The sequence below is a fragment of the Pseudomonas sp. NFACC37-1 genome (assembly GCF_900101575.1).
GTDB classification, from domain to species: domain Bacteria; phylum Pseudomonadota; class Gammaproteobacteria; order Pseudomonadales; family Pseudomonadaceae; genus Aquipseudomonas; species Aquipseudomonas fluorescens_AA.
Window position 1 is genome coordinate 89,683 of record NZ_FMUZ01000022.1, and the last position, 16,955, is coordinate 106,637.

Sequence of the window (16,955 nt, forward strand, 5' to 3'; positions counted from 1 at the left end):
AACCCTGGGATCGTGCCTAAACTCCAAAGTGCGCGGCTGGAACATAACCGGCCCACTGGCAGCTGTAGGGGCCAGACCCTGTCCATTGGTATGCACATAAAGAGAACATAGCTATGAAACGGATTCTTCTCGGTACTCTCTTCACCGCTGTATCCCTCAACGCCATGGCTCAGGCGCCGGGCGGCCCGGATTGCGGCTGGGGCAACATGCTGTTCGAAGGTCAGCGTGGCACTCCGGCACACTTCCTGGCATCCACCACCAACGGCACTTCCGGTAACGCCACCTTCGGCATGACCTCCGGCACCAACGGCTGCTCGACCAACGCGGCACTGACCTACGGTGGCAAGTCCTGGCTGGCCATGAATGGCATGATGAACGAGCTGTCCGAAGACATGGCCAAGGGTCAGGGCGAAGCGCTGACCACCTATGCCGTGGTACTGGGCGTAGCGCCGGAAGATCGCGCACACTTCTCCGCCGTTACCCACGAGCACTTCCAGCAGATCTTCAGCAAGGCTGACGTGACCGCAGAAGACGTGCATACCAACACCCTGGCCGTACTGAAAAGCGACCCTCGCCTGGCCAAGTACGCCACTCAAGCTTAAGCTGGACACCACTCGCTCCTCTCGGGGAGCGGGTTTTCTTTTTGGGGCCCCTTCGGTCTTTATTTTTTCCGACTTTCCAAGTAGCCGACTATGCTCAAACGCCTTGCCTGGCTGGCGCTCTGTGTGTGCGCCCCGCTGTCCGCCGCGCCCCATGTCGACCCTCAACGTTTGCAGCAACTGGCCAATGATCGCTTCTGGATTTCCCTGGGCCATTACGAAACCGCCAAGCTGGGTGGCTGGCGCAGCTATATCAGCGACAAAAAATTCTTCCTCGCCCCCGATGGCAATGAACACCCTGACCGTGAACTGACCGCCACGCTGCAAGCCTTGTATGGCCCGGCCAGCGCCGGCCAGCAACATGCCCAGTGCGTATACCCGGCGCGCACCCGCTGGCTGAAGGCGCAGCTCAACCTGACTGACCTGCCGGCGGTGAACTGCAGCGATTTCACCCAGTGGTTCAAGGACGTGTCGCCCCACAGTGCGGTGATGATTTTCCCCGCCGCGTACCTCAACAGCCCGTCCTCGATGTTCGGCCACACCCTGCTGCGCATCGACCAGGCCGATGTGCAAAGCGACAAGACCGCCCTGCTGAGCTACGCGATCAACTTCGGCGCCTACATCGAAGGCTCGGACAACAGCATCCTCTATGCCTGGAAGGGCCTGATGGGGGGCTATCCCGGCCTGTTCGCCCTGGTGCCGTACCAGGAAAAACTCTCCGAATACCGTAGCCTGGAGAACCGCGACCTGTGGGAATACCGCCTCAACCTGAGCCAGGCGGAAACCGCGCGCATGGTCGAGCATGTGTGGGAGCTCAAGCAGATCCAGTTCGACTATTTCTTCTTCGACGAAAACTGCTCCTATCGCCTGCTCGAATTGCTCCAAGTGGCCCGCCCCAGCCTGCGCCTGACCGAACAATTCCCGCTGACGGCGATTCCCACCGACACCGTCAAGGCGGTGAAAGAAGCCGGCCTGGTGGAAAGCATCCAGTATCGGCCGTCCCGGGAACGGGAACTGCTCAGCCGCGCCGAACCGCTCAGCGATGACGAACAACAATGGGTACTGAACGTCAGCGCCGATCAGCAGCAACTGCAAACACCGGCATTCAAGGCGCTGCCCCGCGAACGCCAGGCGCTGATCATCGACGCGGCGTATCGCCTGGAACGCTATCGCGCCAACGGCCAGGAACGCGATCCGCAACGGGCCCAGCGCAGCTTCGAGCTGTTGCGGGCGATCAACCAGAACCCCGCACCGGAACTCGACATCCCGCAACCGGGCCTGCCCGAGGATGGCCATGAGTCCCGCACCTGGCAGGCCGGCCTCGGCACGCGGGGCGACCGGGCGTTCGGCGAGTACGGCTTGCGCATGGCCTATCACGACCTCAACGACAACGCCGAAAGTTTCCCCCTGGGGGCACAGATCGAAATCCTGCAATTGAAACTGCGCCAGTACGAAGGCAATGACTGGCAGGTGCAGCAACTGGATCTGGCGACCATTCGCTCCCTGACCCCACGCAACGAGCTGCTGCAACCGCTGTCCTGGCAGGTTACCGGCGGCCTGGAGCGGGTGCCGGGCAAACACGACGATGAAACCTTGGTCAGCCACGTCAACGGCGGTGCCGGTGGCACTTGGGCGCTAGGCGAAGATGTGTTGGGCTTTGCCTTGGGCACGGTGCGGGTCGAGCACAACAACGATTTCGCCCAGTTCATCGCCCCGGCCGCCGGTTTCAACAGCGGCGTGCTGTGGAAAAACCCGCTGGGCAACTTGAGCCTGGAAGCCAAGGGCGATTATTTCGTCAACGGCGAAGTGCGTCGTAGCCTGAGCCTCAACCAGCAATGGGAATTGTCCCGCAACCTCGGCCTGCGCTTGAGTGCCCAGCGGGAGTTCAGCCACCTGGCTTCTCCGGAGAACGAGGTGATGCTCGAGGTGAAGTGGTATCACTATTGACCGGGACCGCTCTGCGCGCGCACAGAGACAAACGGATTAATCACAGGGCTTTCACATCGGCCTGACGAATACGCTTCTAGACTTCTCGTATAAGTGGATACGGCAGGAAGGCTCAAATGAGGCGCGCGGCAGTGGTACTGGGTATGTTGATGTTGCTCGGTGGCTGTGAAACCACTCATGAAGACCTGATCGCCCGAGGTTATCCACCGGCGTTCGCCGACGGCTACGACGACGGTTGCAGCAGTGGTCGGCAAGCGGCGGGGGTGATTACCGGCCAGTTCAGGAAAGACGTGCCGCGTTATCTCAAGGATCCGCGCTACGCCGAAGGCTGGAGCGATGGCTTCCGGCAGTGCCAGGCGATGCGCGAAAGCGAGGAGCGCAATGCCTATCGCGATCGTCATTGGGATGACCACGAACGTGCCTGGCAACAAGAGAGGGACCGGGACGCCGCCCGGGCTTATCGCTCGCCGTGAGTCGCGCATAGACATTCGTCGAAACCAAAAGCCTGCGACCATGGACCAAACTCCAATAGAGGAGAACACCATGAGCCGCGCTTTCGTCAACGAAGACAACGCCGCTGCCCAGGCCGACCAGCCGGTCGAACGTCAGGTCAGTGCGCAACCCAATTACGTCACGCCCACCGGGCTTGCCCTGCTCCAGGCCCGGTTCGCCGAGTTGCAGGCTCTGCACAGCCAGCAGGCGACCGGGGGAGATTTGGCGGACAAACAACGAATCGCCGATCTTGAACGGGACCTGCGCTATTTCAAGCAGCGCCTGCAAAGCGCCCAGGTCGTTGCACCGACGTCGTCCGATCAAGTGCGGATCGGGCATTGGGTAACCTTTGTCGATGAACAGGATCAGGAACAGCGAGTGCAACTGGTGGGTGAAGACCAGGCCGATGCGGCCAGTGGCTTGATCAACTGGGGCTCGCCGCTGGGGCGGGCGTTATTGGGGGCGAAGGTGGGGGATGAAGTGACATGGAAGCGACCACTGGGAGATCTCGTCATCGAGGTCGTGGCGATAGATACTCCATGATATTGCCGATTTCTTTAAACATGATTAAAAGTCCCTAACATCAAGACCCGACAACAATCTGTTACTTGCCTGTAGCCATATGTAACTGCAACATGAGGTCATAACAACAAGTTTGCGTTAAACCAGGACCATGCTACTGTTTTTCCCGCACCACAACCGGTGTACTGCAACAACAAAGGAGCGGCATTAATGAGCGAGCAGGCACGGCTAATGCCAGGCAACTTCGACAGCAACCTCAAAGACTATCGACAGGTAGTTGACCTCGCTATCGAACCAGTAGCACTGACCATTTCCGCCATACACTGCAGCGCTCTTTTATGCTAAATCCTTTTTCAACAACATGGACCTGCCCAACAGGTCTTTGATACCCCCTAATCCGCCTATAAAACAACTTCACCAACATCCTACAGTTCGGATGCGCTTGCTCGCACCCAACTGACTGTACTTGATGTTTGATAACTGATGAGGAAAACACCATGAGCGAACAGATCCTGAACATGTCCGGTGACTTCTATAGCGACTTCGACGCTTATCAAGCGCCGACCAAAAACATGGGCTCGATACTGGCAACGACAATGGAATGCAACACCTTTGGCACGTGCACCAATCTCGAGTGCTCGACACTCGGCTGCTAAGCCCTTCCACTGATCGTCCAATCAGGCAACACCCATAACCATAGAGCAGGCAACGCCTGCTCTATCCATTTCAGGAGCGACGGCATGCTTGTTAACGCTTTGAAGTTGAATCAGCGAGGTCAGTGCAGATTCACTTCCGACGACGACATCGCCCTTTTTGTAAACAACCTGACCCGCCTGCATGCTGATGATCAGGCCTTGCTGGACTATTTCGGATTGAACCGGGAACAACTGGTGTCGTATGCCAAGGAACCTGGTAACCCGCCGCACCAGCCTGACGACGGCGAAACCGTCTTGAGGGCCTTGAAGGAAAAGCTTGCTCGCCTTGACAGCCTTCACGTCGGCACGGAAAAGGCCGCGAGCGGCAAAGACAATTTTTATTGGTTTGGCTACCGCTTTTTTCTTTATTTCATCGATACGTTCAAAGCGGATGGGCGCTACGCCAAAGCGTCACTGCACATTGATGAACCCGCGCTGCTGGCAAGCCTTGAGCACTATGTCTTGGCCCGTGTCGGACGCACCTCGGAACAAAGCCTGGTCCACTCTCTTAATACGCGGATTGCGGATGGCGACGAGATTGACCTGAGCGGGTTCAGCGAACAACTGCGCACGTTGCCGCTCCTTGAGTTTTTCGACGCCTATCCTGTATTGGCGACACTGCTTTTTGATTTGCTGGAAGACACCCTCAACTATCTTTATACGGTCATACTCGACTTCGCCGGCGATGTTGACGCGCTGCAGATGGCATTCTCAATCCCATCCCGAAAAATCGACGCTATCGAGTTCGGCCTGGGTGACCCTCACGGTCGCGGTGAAACGGTCTGCCAGGTCAAATTCTGCGCAACCTCCTTGGTCTACAAACCACGGGCAAGCCGCGAAGCAGTTTTTTTCAATCGCCTGCTGGGACAATTACGTGAGTGGACTGGCGCGGATTGTTTTGCCATCCGCGCGCCAAGAATCCTCAGCCGTGAGCGACATAGCTGGATAGAAAAGGTCGACAACACGCCTTGTGACAGCGCAGCGGACGTGGCGCTGTTCTATAAAAAGATGGGCGCACAGATCGCCGTCATTCATGCACTCAACGGCATCGACTTCCATTACGAAAACATCATTGCGTGTGGCAGCAGCCCTGTCATGATCGACCTTGAGTGCTTGTTCACTGCATCCACCAGCGACCTGCTACTCGAACTGCCGCTAGATAGCGCGCTGTCCAACACCTTTAAATTGATCCAGCAGTCGGTGTGCTCCAGCGGCTTCGTACCCTTTTCACAAAAGTCCAATAACGACCAGAGCGGGTTGACTCGGCAAGCGCTATTCATTTCCACCCGCCACTCGCTGGTTTTCGAAGATGGCTTTTACCATTTACGTAAAGTCGAGTTCGAGCACCTGCTGGTACAAAAGCATTTGCCGCTTTTGCACGGAGAACACAAGGGGCATGAAACGTATAAAGCCGAACTTGTCCACGGCTTTGAATATGCGTATGGCGAACTGATGACGCATCGGTACGCGATCATGCAGATGCTCGAGCAATCCGCAGGCGAATTATCAACCCGTGTATTGCTCAAAAACTCTCAGCGTTATGCGGACTTTATCGGGCTGAGCCGCCACCCTCGCTTCATGAAAAACATGTTGGACCGGGAGCTTCTGCTAGCAACCCTGTGGAAAGACTTGAAAGAGCCCTATCGAGCAAAAGGCATTCCGCGCCATGAAATAGCCGACCTGCAAAGATCCAGCATTCCGTGTTTCACCATGCCGCTCAACTCCAACGCTTTGATGAGCGCCCAAGGTGAAACAATAGACATGACGAAAGTACACCCCCCGATAAAAAGCTGCTTACAGAAAATAGCCAATCTGTCCGCAGCGGACAGGGCATTACAACTCACACTGCTTGAAATGTGTTTGTATCCGGAGTCGAACGGACAGCCGTCGTCACCTGCCACCCTGAAAAAAGCGCCCCAAGCGGATCGACTCGACGCAATACTCGGCATCAGTTCCCGCCTCGAAGCGCTCGCGATCAAGGGAACGGCAACGGACGTCAGTTGGTTGGCGTTCCATACGCACCCAACGACTCGTGGAAAATACCCTTCACCCATGGATCATGGGTTGTACTCCGGTATCGCCGGGATTGGGTTGTTTTATCTGAGCCTGTTCAAGGTAAGCGGCAAACCACGCTTACTGTCGCTCCTGGATCAGATACTGGCCTCACTGGAACAACACTTTGGCTTTTTCAAAGCCGACCTGACCGTCAGTGCCTATCATGGCCTGGGCTCTTATCTCTATCTGCTCATCAATCGTCGCCAAATCACCGGCGATCCGCAACACGATGAGAAAATTGCCAGCCTGCTGACCCAACTGATCGATGTCCCCCCTGAAGACTACGATTTCGACTTCCTGGGCGGCTGTTGTGGTGCGGTGACGTTGTTGGCCAATATCCATGGGTTATCGGCGCAAGCGGATGTGCGGCCGGCCATTCGGCGCATGGTTGCCTACATAAAGGACCAGATACTGATCGAAGAAGGCCAGCTTCTTCGACGCGATGACCGCTCCGTCATTTTAACGGGCCTGTCCCATGGTCTCTCCGGCGTCATCCAGGCCTTGTGCAAAGCCTATGATGTGACCGGCGATGGGGCGTTGGTGCCCTTGGTCATCCAGGTACTGGAGGGTGAAAATCGCTTGAGTCGGGAGGGTTTCTGGCTGGACCTGAGAGAGCTGGGCCCTGTCGACCATGCCACCAAGTGGTGTCACGGAGACGGCGGCATCCTCATCGCCAGGCGACAACTCATGCAGTCGATGGGAGAGGCCTTGGACGAAAACACCCGGCAGACGGTGCTCGACGACATCCAGCGTTGCGAGAACAATCTCTGGCAGCACGGATTGGGCGATGGCTATAACCTGTGCCATGGCGATTTCGGCAATCTGATCTGCCTGTATGACTTGTATCGGCACACCGATGACTCCGAGGGCATCAGCAGGGTCAAGCAGGCGCTTGGCGAGGTCGCCCGGCAGTTTTTCGAAGGCCCCTTCCTGGACCAGGATCGGGTTCCCGACGTCAGCCTGCTGACGGGCATTACAGGCGCAGGTTATGCCTTGCTGTATGAGATCGATCCGACCCTTCCAAATATTCTTTCGCTCGATTTCGCGAAGCAATCCGCAGGATAAAAAACAGCCACAATACCTTGTGGGAGCGGGCTTGCTCGCGAAAGCGCTGGGTCAGTCGACCACAGTGCTTGCCGATCCGACGCCTTCGCGAGCAAGCCCGCTCCCACAGGGAATTTGCGGTGGCCAAAGAAAACGGAGCCTTCGAAGGCTCCGTTTTTTGCAACTGACCGCGAATCAGGCCAGTTTCTTGTGCCGTACACGATGCGGCTGGGCGGCCGCTTCGCCGAGGCGTTTCTTGCGATCGGCTTCGTACTCGGTGTAGTTGCCTTCGAAGAAGACCGCTTGGGAGTCGTCTTCGTACGCCAGGATGTGGGTCGCCACACGGTCGAGGAACCACCGATCGTGGGAGATCACAATGGCGGCGCCCGGGAAGTCCAGCAAGGCTTCTTCCAGGGAACGCAGGGTTTCGACGTCGAGGTCGTTGGACGGTTCGTCGAGCAGCAGGACGTTGCCGCCCTCTTTCAAGGTCAACGCCAGGTGCAAGCGACCGCGCTCACCGCCGGACAGGTCCTTGACGAACTTCTGCTGGTCGCCGCCCTTGAAGTTGAAACGGCCGACGTAAGTGCGCGACGGGATTTCATAGTTGCCGATGCGGATCTGGTCGGAACCGTCGGAGATCTGCTGGAACACGGTCTTGCTGCCGTCCAGGTCCTCGCGGCTCTGGTCGACGCAGGCCAGTTGCACGGTTTCACCGATTTCGATGCTGCCCGAATCCGGGGTTTCCTTGCCCATCAGCATGCGGAACAGCGTGGATTTACCCGCGCCGTTACCACCGATCACACCGACAATGGCGCCTTTGGGCATGGAGAACGACAGGTTGTCGATCAGCACGCGGTCGCCATAACCCTTGGTGACGTTCTTGAACTCGATGACCTTGTCGCCCAGGCGTGGACCGGCCGGGATGTAGATCTCGTTGGTTTCGCTGCGCTTCTGGAATTCCTGGGACTGCATTTCCTCGAAGCGCTGCAGACGTGCCTTGGATTTGGACTGGCGGGCCTTGGCGCCTTTGCGCACCCACTCCAGTTCTTCCTTCATGGCTTTTTCATGGGCCGACTGCTGCTTGGACTCCTGGGCCAGACGATCGGACTTGGCTTCCAGCCAGCCCGAATAGTTGCCCTCGTACGGAATGCCTGCGCCGCGGTCGAGTTCCAGGATCCAGCCGGCGACGTTGTCCAGGAAGTAACGGTCGTGCGTGATCGCAACCACGGTGCCTGGGAAGTCATGCAGGAAGTGTTCGAGCCAGGCGACGGAATCGGCGTCCAAGTGGTTGGTCGGTTCGTCGAGCAGCAGCATGTCCGGGGCCGACAGCAGCAGGCGGCACAAGGCCACGCGGCGCTTTTCACCACCGGAGAGGTGCTCGACCTTCGCGTCCCAGGCCGGCAGGCGCAGTGCATCGGCGGCGACTTCCAGCTGGCGATCCAGGTTGTGGCCGTCGCTGGCCTGCAGGATCGCTTCGAGCTTGGCCTGTTCGGCGGCCAGCTTGTCGAAGTCGGCATCCGGGTCAGCGTAGGCGGCATAGACCTCGTCGAGGCGCGCCTGGGCGTCCTTGATCACGCTGACCGCTTCCTCGACCACTTCACGCACGGTCTTGCTCGGGTCCAGTTGCGGTTCCTGGGGCAGGTAGCCGATGTTCAGGTCCGGCATCGGGCGGGCTTCACCGTCGAATTCGTTATCGACGCCGGCCATGATTTTCAGCAGCGTGGACTTACCCGAGCCGTTGAGACCCAGTACGCCGATCTTGGCCCCGGGGAAGAACGACAATGAAATGTTTTTCAGGATTTCCCGCTTCGGCGGAACAACTTTGCTCAGCCGATGCATGGTGAAGACGTATTGAGCCATGGTGAACCTAGCGTCAGTGACAGGTGAAAAGAACGAGCCAGGCCATGCGCGGCGCCGGCACTTGACGGTCATCAATGCCTGCGGGCGGATAGAGCCTGGGAATCTGGAGCTGGAACGCTCTTGTTTGACCGGCAAAGCTACCTCAACCGTCGGTCAAGGTCCAGCCGCCAGGGGCTGGCACTTTGCCACAACTCAAGGCATGCTAGCCGCCCTTCGGGCGTCCGGCTTATAGTGCACGTCGCGCCAGTCCAGCAAACCGCAGGATTACAGCTTGTCCAACGTCACTCCGCCTCTGTCCCCTCGCGCACCCGCTGTCGTGCCCGGCTCGCCCCTGCGCGGGACACTGAAGGGCGCGCTGGCCACCCTGGTGCTGCTGTTGCTCGGCCTGCTGTTCTGGCAGTTGCTTGACCAACTGCGTGAAACCCAACAGCAACAGCGCCAATACACCATCGACTACACCGCCGATCTCGCCGCGCAAGTCAGCCTGAACATGGCCCTGAACGCGCAAATTGCCCTCAATCTGCTACCGATCGTCGAACAGCCACAAAGTGCCGACGAACAGCAGGCGCTGGTTCGTAAACTCCAGCGATCGTTACCCGAATTGCGCAGCCTGGCACTGCTGAGCCCTTCCGGCCGAGTGCTCAGTGACAGCGACGCCGACAGCCATGACGCCGACTACCTGAGTGAACTGGTGCGGCGCAGCCGGGCCCAGGCCCATTATTTCAGCAATGCCGAAGACGGCTCCGTGGTGCATCTGTTGTTGCACCAGGCCAGCGGCAGCAGCCGTGGCTATTGGGCCCTGCGCCTGACCCCGGATTTTTTCGCCACCTTGACCAAGCAAGCCGATGTGGGGCTGCGCCCACTGTGGCTGGTGGAAAACCGCCTCAACCAGCAGATCATCAGCCGCGACGAGAGCCTGCCCTCGAGCAGCCCTACCCACCTGTCACCGGATGACCTGGAGAACACGGTACTGACCGTGCCCCTGAGCAGCAGCGACTGGCAACTGCGCGGGCTGTTCGACCGTCGCCAGGTGATCGAGCAACTGCTGCCGGCCTTCATCGGCAAGTGCCTGCTGGGCCTGGCGTTTTCGTTGCTGCCCGTCATCGCGCTCTTGAACATACGCCGGCGCCAGCGACAGCTGCACGAAGGTCGACGGCGTTACCAGGATATTTTCGAAGGCACCGGCGTGGCCCTGTGCGTGCTGGACCTGTCGGGGCTCAAGGCCTTTTTTGAGCGAGCGGGCCTGCACAATGGCGATCAATTGCGCGCCTGGCTGCAAACCGCTCACCAACTCGAGCAATTGCGCCAGGAAGTTCACGTCACCGAAGTCAACCAGATGGCGTTGAAACTGCTCAACGTCGACTCCTGTGCCCAGGCTTGGCAGTTGCTGGTCGGCAAGGGCACGCCCGACAGCAACCCCATCGGCTCGAAACTGCTCGAAGCGCTGCTCGACCAACACAAGCAACTGGAGCTGGAAATCAAGCTCCAGGACGCCCATGGCCGCGACCAGCACCTGTGGCTGGTACTGCGCCTGCCGGAAAAACAGCCCGACTATAGCGCGGTCATCCTGAGCATCAGCGACATCACCAGCCGCAAGCTGATCGAACTCTCGCTGCTCGAACGCGAAGGTTTCTGGTCCGACGTGGTACGCACCGTTCCGGATCATCTCTACGTGCAGGATGTCATCAGCCAGCGGATGATCTTCAGCAACCATCACCTGGGCCAGACCCTGGGGTACGATCGCACCGAACTGCACCAGATGGGCGAGTACTTCTGGGAGATCCTGCTGCACAGCGACGACGCCGATCACTACCACAACCTGCGCCAGGAACAACGGCGTGGCGGGTACACGCAGTTGTTGCAATGCCAATTGCGCTTTCGCCATCGCAATGGCAAATGGCGCTGTTTCGATATTCGCGAACAGGCACTGGCCCGGGACCGGCATGACCAGGTGACCCGGATCATCGGCGTGGCCAAGGACGTCACCGAGCAGATCGAGGCCAGCGAATCGCTGCGCGACAGCGAGCAACGCTACCGGATGCTCGCCGAAAGCATCAGCGACGTGATCTTCTCCACCGACAACAAGCTTTCGCTCAACTATGTCAGCCCGTCGGTGCAAGCGGTACTGGGCTACACCGCCGACTGGATTTTCCAGAACGGCTGGCAATCGATCATCGCCAACCCGCAACAACTGACCGGCATCTACAGCCTGATGGACCGCGTCAGCAAGGCCCTCGACCAGCCCGAGCAACTGGCCGAGCTGCGCAACCAGATGCAGACCCAACTGTTCCTGTTCGACTGCCTGCGCGCCGATGGGCGCAAGATCCCCATCGAGTTGCGGCTGGTGCTGGTGTGGGATGAGCACGGCGCGTTCGAAGGCGTACTGGGCGTTGGCCGCGACATCAGCCAGCAGCGTCGCGCCGAAAAAGACCTGCGCATGGCCGCCACGGTCTTCGAGCACTCGACCTCGGCGATCCTGATCACCGACCCGGCCGGCTACATTGTCCAGGCCAACGAAGCGTTCAGTCGCGTCAGTGGTTATGCCGTGTCGCAAGTGCTGGACCAGTTGCCCAACATGCTGACCGTGGACGAGCAACAGGAAGCCCACTTGCGCTACGTGCTCAAGCAGTTGCAACAGCACAGCACTTGGGAAGGCGAAGTCTGGCTCAAGCGCCGCAATGGCGAACACTACCCGGCCTGGGTCGGCATCACCGCCGTGCTGGACGACGAAGGCGACCTGGCCAGTTATGTGTGCTTCTTCAGCGACATCAGCGAACGCAAGGCCAGCGAGCAGCGCATCCATCGCCTGGCCTATTACGACGCCCTGACCCACCTGCCCAACCGCACGCTGTTCCAGGATCGCCTGCACACCGCGCTGCAATCGGCCGAGCGGCAGAAGACCTGGGTCGTGCTCATGTTCCTCGACCTCGACCGCTTCAAGCCGATCAACGACTCCCTGGGCCACGCCGCCGGCGACCGGATGCTCAAGGAGATGGCCACGCGCCTGCTCGGCTGCGTCGCCGACGACGACACCGTGGCGCGCATGGGCGGCGACGAGTTCACCCTGCTGCTGCAACCACGCGTCAGCCGCGAAATGGCGCTGAACCGGGCCATCACTGTGGCCGAGCAGATCCTCGCCAGCCTGGTCCGGCCATTCGTGCTCGAAGGCCGCGAGTTTTTCGTCACCGCCAGTATCGGTATCGCCCTGAGCCCCCAGGACGGCAACGAACTGAGCCAGTTGATGAAGAACGCCGACACGGCCATGTATCACGCCAAGGAGCGTGGCAAGAACAACTTCCAGTTCTACCAGGCCGACATGAACGCCAGCGCCCTGGAGCGCCTGGAACTGGAAAGCGACCTGCGCCACGCCTTGGAGCAGAACGAGTTCGTGCTGTATTACCAGCCGCAGTTCAGCGGCGATGGCAAACGGCTGACCGGTGCCGAGGCCCTGCTGCGCTGGCGCCATCCGCGACGTGGGCTGGTGCCGCCGGGGGATTTCATCCCGGTGCTCGAAGAGCTCGGGCTGGTGGTGGACGTCGGCGACTGGGTCATCACCGAAGCCTGCCGGCAACTCAGGACCTGGCACCAGGCCAAGGTCCGGGTACCGAAGGTCTCGGTCAACATTTCGGCCCGGCAGTTCTCCGACGGCCAGTTGGGCACGCGCATCGCCAATATCCTGCGCAGCACCGGTCTGCCACCGGCCTGCCTGGAGCTGGAACTGACCGAAAGTATCCTGATGCGCGAAGTCAGCGAGGCGATGCAGATCCTCGCGGGGCTGAAAAACCTGGGCCTGAGCATCGCCGTCGATGACTTCGGCACTGGTTATTCATCGCTCAACTACCTCAAGCAATTCCCCATCGACGTGCTGAAGATCGACCGCACCTTCGTCGACGGCCTGCCGTCCGGCGAACAGGATGCGCAGATCGCCCGGGCAATCATCGCCATGGCCCACAGCCTCAACCTGGCGGTGATCGCCGAGGGCGTCGAGACCCACGAGCAGTTGGATTTCCTGCGCGAGCATGGTTGCGACGAAGTCCAGGGCTACCTGTTCGGCCGGCCGATGCCGGCCAATCGGTTCGAAGCGCAGTTCAGCAATGATGCGTTGTTCATGCTCGACTGAGGTTCTTCGGTGCCTGTAGTGGCCTCATCGCGAGCAAGCTCGCTCCCACAGGCACGCAGGCCCAAATGTGGGAGCGAGCTTGCTCGCGATGAGGCCCGCCAAGGCGACGCGGAATGGCACGTGAATCCCATTCGTCCGCGACATGACGCCCTTTCATATGCCTTCCAAAACCGGTTGAGGTAGAATGCCCCCCTTTTCTGCCCCCGATCCTTGAGGACCGCCATGTTCAGCCGTGATTTGACTATTGCCAAGTACGACGCCGATCTCTTTGCCGCCATGGAGCAAGAAGCTCAGCGCCAGGAAGAGCACATTGAGCTGATCGCTTCGGAAAACTACACCAGCCCCGCGGTGATGGAAGCTCAAGGCTCGGTACTGACCAACAAGTACGCCGAAGGTTACCCGGGCAAGCGCTACTACGGTGGTTGCGAGTACGTCGACGTGGTCGAGCAACTGGCCATCGACCGCGCCAAGGAACTGTTCGGCGCCGATTACGCCAACGTCCAGCCGCACGCCGGTTCCCAAGCCAACGCCGCCGTGTACCTGGCGCTGCTGTCGGCCGGTGACACCATCCTGGGCATGAGCCTGGCCCACGGCGGTCACCTGACCCACGGCGCCAGCGTTTCCTCCTCCGGCAAGCTGTACAACGCCATCCAGTACGGCATCGACGGCAATGGCCTGATCGACTACGACGAAGTCGAGCGCCTGGCCCTCGAGCACAAGCCGAAAATGATCGTGGCCGGTTTCTCCGCCTACTCGCAGATCCTCGACTTCCCGCGTTTCCGCGCAATCGCCGACAAGGTCGGTGCCTACCTGTTCGTCGACATGGCCCACGTGGCCGGCCTGGTCGCCGCGGGCGTGTACCCGAACCCGGTGCCATTCGCCGACGTGGTCACCACCACCACCCACAAGACCCTGCGCGGTCCACGTGGCGGCCTGATCCTGGCACGCGCCAACGCCGACATCGAGAAGAAGCTGAACTCCGCCGTCTTCCCGGGCGCCCAGGGTGGCCCGCTGGAGCACGTGATCGCAGCCAAGGCGATCTGCTTCAAGGAAGCGCTGCAGCCTGAGTTCAAGGCTTACCAGCAACAAGTGGTGAAGAATGCCAAGGCCATGGCCGGCGTGTTCATCGAGCGCGGCTTCGACGTGGTGTCCGGCGGTACTGAAAACCACTTGTTCCTGCTCTCGCTGATCAAGCAGGACATCTCCGGCAAAGACGCGGACGCGGCGCTGGGCAAGGCGTTCATCACCGTGAACAAGAACTCGGTACCCAACGACCCACGCTCCCCGTTCGTCACTTCGGGCCTGCGCTTCGGCACCCCGGCCGTGACCACTCGCGGCTTCAAGGAAGCCGAGTGCAAGGAACTGGCCGGCTGGATCTGCGACATCCTGGCGGACCTGAACAACGAAGCGGTCATCGACGCCGTGCGTGAGAAGGTCAAGGCAATCTGCAAGAAGCTGCCGGTATACGGCGCTTAATCAGCCCGTCAGACCGCAATAAAAGGCCCGCATCTTTCGATGCGGGCTTTTTTATTGGCCTTTAAAAGACCACGCCACCTAACCAAACCACCTTTACAACACTCAACATCTGCCATTGCACTTAACTTTCTGCAATACAGATAACACCACCAACAAGCAATAAACCAATAAGATCCAGCTCGCCGCACCCACACTTCAAAACTCAATACAGGATTCATTTATCACATGGACAGTGAACATTCTTTTCATGCAACACTTAGCATGTTTGACGCCCGCGTAAATCTACTTGAAAAATTGCATGGCAAACCCGCGATGGCAACCGTCAGTTCATTCAGCGGTGGATTCTTTACCGGCAAACCGCAAACCCATGATCACTCACACTTGCTCGGCATCCGCGCCGAAACCCAGGGCATGGAGCGCGCTCAATTGATCCTGCATTTTCGTCCTACACCCAATGGCTATATTCTGACCCTGAAAAACCCCGGAGAACACTATAATAAACTGATCAGCAAGAGTTGGCTTGAAGTGCTCGGCGCAGAAAATCCAAACACCGTTAATCCGACGCGCTTTATTCTTATCGATCATCGACAAAACATCATCACACGGAAAAACATTAACACCCTGCACACACCCGTCTCGCTCATGACCGCCACTCATAAATATGTCGGTGGATTAAGAGTGCGCGGCTCACCTTATCTCTATCTTGCCGAGACCGAAGAAAAATCAAAGATCACTTTTATCTTGAGCCTGCGTGAAGGAAAGTGAGGCCAGCCAAAACATATAAAACCAGGCAACCCTTTGTGGCGAGGGGATTTATCCCCGCTGGACTGCGAAGCAGTCCTTACAGGAACGATCCAATCTACCAGGCACATCCAGGTGCCTGGTTTTCATAGCGGCTTCGCCAGTCGCAGGCAGGGGACATCAAAACAGAATCGCTTCAAAACCGGCACGGATTTTCTCTTCGGGCAGTTCGTCGGCGATGAACACGATCACGCTTTCCCGGACTTCGCCGGGCCCCCATTCAGTGTCCCAATCGAAACCGTACAGCTTGAGCACGCCTTGGAACACCAGCCGGCGGGGTTCGCCGGCGATGTTCAGCACGCCTTTGTAGCGCAGCAATTGCTTGCCGTGCTCTTCCAGCAGCTGGTTCATGAACTCGCTGAGCTTGTCGATATCCAGGGCCTTGTCGGTGCGCAGCACCAGGCTGCTGATGCGATCGCCCGGGGTTGCCTTGCCCACCGGTCGCAGGCTGAACCCTGCGCCCAGGTCCGCATTGAGATTGAAGCCACGAATGTCGAGCAGCTCGGCCAGGTCGATCTGGCCGTGTTCAACCACCCTGATCGGTGCCCGTCGGTTGATGCGCGTCAGGCGCTCGCCAAGGGCCTGGACCTGGGCGGCGTCCACCAGGTCGGTCTTGCTCAGGAGCAGGCGGTCGGCAAACCCGACCTGGGCCTGGGCGATGGCCTGGGTCAGGTGGATGTCAGCGTGAGCCGCGTCCACCAGGGTCAGGATCCCGTCGAGGATATAGCGCTCGCGCAGATCCTCGTCGATGAAGAAAGTCTGCGCCACCGGGGCCGGGTCGGCCAGGCCGGTGCACTCGATCACCAGACGATCGAAGGCGATCTCGCCGCTGTCCAGCCGCTCGAGCAACAGGTACAGGGCTTTGGTCAGGTCGGTGTGAATGGTGCAGCACACGCAGCCGTTGGCCAGGGTCATGACTTGCACCGGCTCGTCGCCCAACAGTTGGGTGTCGATACCGGCATCGCTGAATTCATTCTCGATCACGGCGATTTTCAGGCCGTGCTCGGCCTTGAGCAGATGGCGCAACAGCGTGGTCTTGCCGGCGCCGAGGAAGCCGCTGAGGATGGTGACCGGGATGGGAGAGGACAAACTGAATCTCCTTGATGCCTGGAAAAGGAAAGCGGTTTTGTTGGAGCGAGCCTGCTCGCGAAGGCGTCGGGTCAGTCGACATTATCATTAACTGACACTCCGCTTTCGCGAGCAAGCTCGCTCCCACAGGGATCTGTGGCGTAAGCAAATCCTGAGACCACCCCAAAAACAACTGTGGGAGCGGGCTGGCTCGCGAAAGCGGAGTGTCAGCCACATCAATGGCGACTGACCCGACGCCTTCGCGAGCAAGCCCGC

General features: G+C 59.2%; 11 protein-coding genes. 9 read left to right on the plus strand and 2 right to left on the minus strand.

The genetic code is table 11. The annotated features are described in order from the left end of the window. Positions 1–113: 113 nt before the first annotated feature. The 6 genes from BLP82_RS20900 (at position 114) to lanM (ending at position 7,375) form a co-directional block, all read left to right on the plus strand. Complete coding sequence (locus BLP82_RS20900; protein WP_057451579.1) at positions 114–602, plus strand: DUF3015 domain-containing protein; 489 nt, start codon at positions 114–116, stop codon at positions 600–602. A 90-nt stretch (positions 603–692) separates the two neighbouring features. Beyond that, on the plus strand, positions 693–2,546 hold the full coding sequence (locus BLP82_RS20905) for an Lnb N-terminal periplasmic domain-containing protein (protein WP_092172478.1): 1,854 nt from the start codon (positions 693–695) through the stop codon (positions 2,544–2,546). 116 nt (positions 2,547–2,662) lie between these two features. Then, positions 2,663–3,019: a hypothetical protein gene (locus BLP82_RS20910; protein WP_092172483.1), complete on the plus strand. Its 357-nt coding sequence runs from the start codon at positions 2,663–2,665 to the stop codon at positions 3,017–3,019. A gap of 70 nt (positions 3,020–3,089) precedes the next feature. Beyond that, positions 3,090–3,581 carry a GreA/GreB family elongation factor gene (locus BLP82_RS20915; protein WP_092172486.1) on the plus strand — a complete coding sequence of 164 codons (492 nt, stop codon included), beginning with the start codon at positions 3,090–3,092 and terminating at the stop codon, positions 3,579–3,581. A gap of 476 nt (positions 3,582–4,057) precedes the next feature. Then, positions 4,058–4,216 (plus strand): hypothetical protein, encoded by a 159-nt coding sequence (locus tag BLP82_RS31220; RefSeq protein ID WP_170842353.1) that lies wholly within the window; start codon positions 4,058–4,060, stop codon positions 4,214–4,216. Positions 4,217–4,300: 84 nt separating this feature from the next. Continuing rightward, the gene (gene lanM, locus BLP82_RS20920) at positions 4,301–7,375 is read left to right on the plus strand and encodes a type 2 lanthipeptide synthetase LanM (protein WP_092172490.1); all 3,075 of its coding nucleotides are present in this window, start codon (positions 4,301–4,303) and stop codon (positions 7,373–7,375) included. A gap of 174 nt (positions 7,376–7,549) precedes the next feature. Here the strand turns inward: lanM and ettA are convergent, their stop codons facing one another. Next, positions 7,550–9,214, minus strand: coding sequence for an energy-dependent translational throttle protein EttA (ettA, locus tag BLP82_RS20930; RefSeq protein WP_018601028.1), 1,665 nt, complete (start codon positions 9,212–9,214; stop codon positions 7,550–7,552). A 271-nt stretch (positions 9,215–9,485) separates the two neighbouring features. On the opposite strand from ettA, the gene BLP82_RS20935 reads away from it, so the two are divergent. The 3 genes from BLP82_RS20935 to BLP82_RS20945 all read left to right on the plus strand — a co-directional run bounded on the left by BLP82_RS20935 (position 9,486) and on the right by BLP82_RS20945 (position 15,575). Further along, the gene (locus BLP82_RS20935) at positions 9,486–13,334 is read left to right on the plus strand and encodes a sensor domain-containing protein (RefSeq protein ID WP_092172496.1); all 3,849 of its coding nucleotides are present in this window, start codon (positions 9,486–9,488) and stop codon (positions 13,332–13,334) included. Between the two features lie 222 nt (positions 13,335–13,556). After that, complete coding sequence (gene glyA, locus BLP82_RS20940) at positions 13,557–14,810, plus strand: serine hydroxymethyltransferase (RefSeq protein WP_060740543.1); 1,254 nt, start codon at positions 13,557–13,559, stop codon at positions 14,808–14,810. Between the two features lie 225 nt (positions 14,811–15,035). Beyond that, positions 15,036–15,575, plus strand: a complete 540-nt coding sequence (locus BLP82_RS20945; RefSeq protein ID WP_092172499.1) for a hypothetical protein — start codon at positions 15,036–15,038, stop codon at positions 15,573–15,575. Positions 15,576–15,731: 156 nt separating this feature from the next. On the opposite strand, the gene yjiA is transcribed toward BLP82_RS20945, so the two are convergent. Then, entirely contained in the window at positions 15,732–16,700 is a 969-nt protein-coding gene (yjiA, locus tag BLP82_RS20950; protein WP_092172502.1) for a GTPase, read from the minus strand. Positions 16,701–16,955 lie beyond the last annotated feature (255 nt).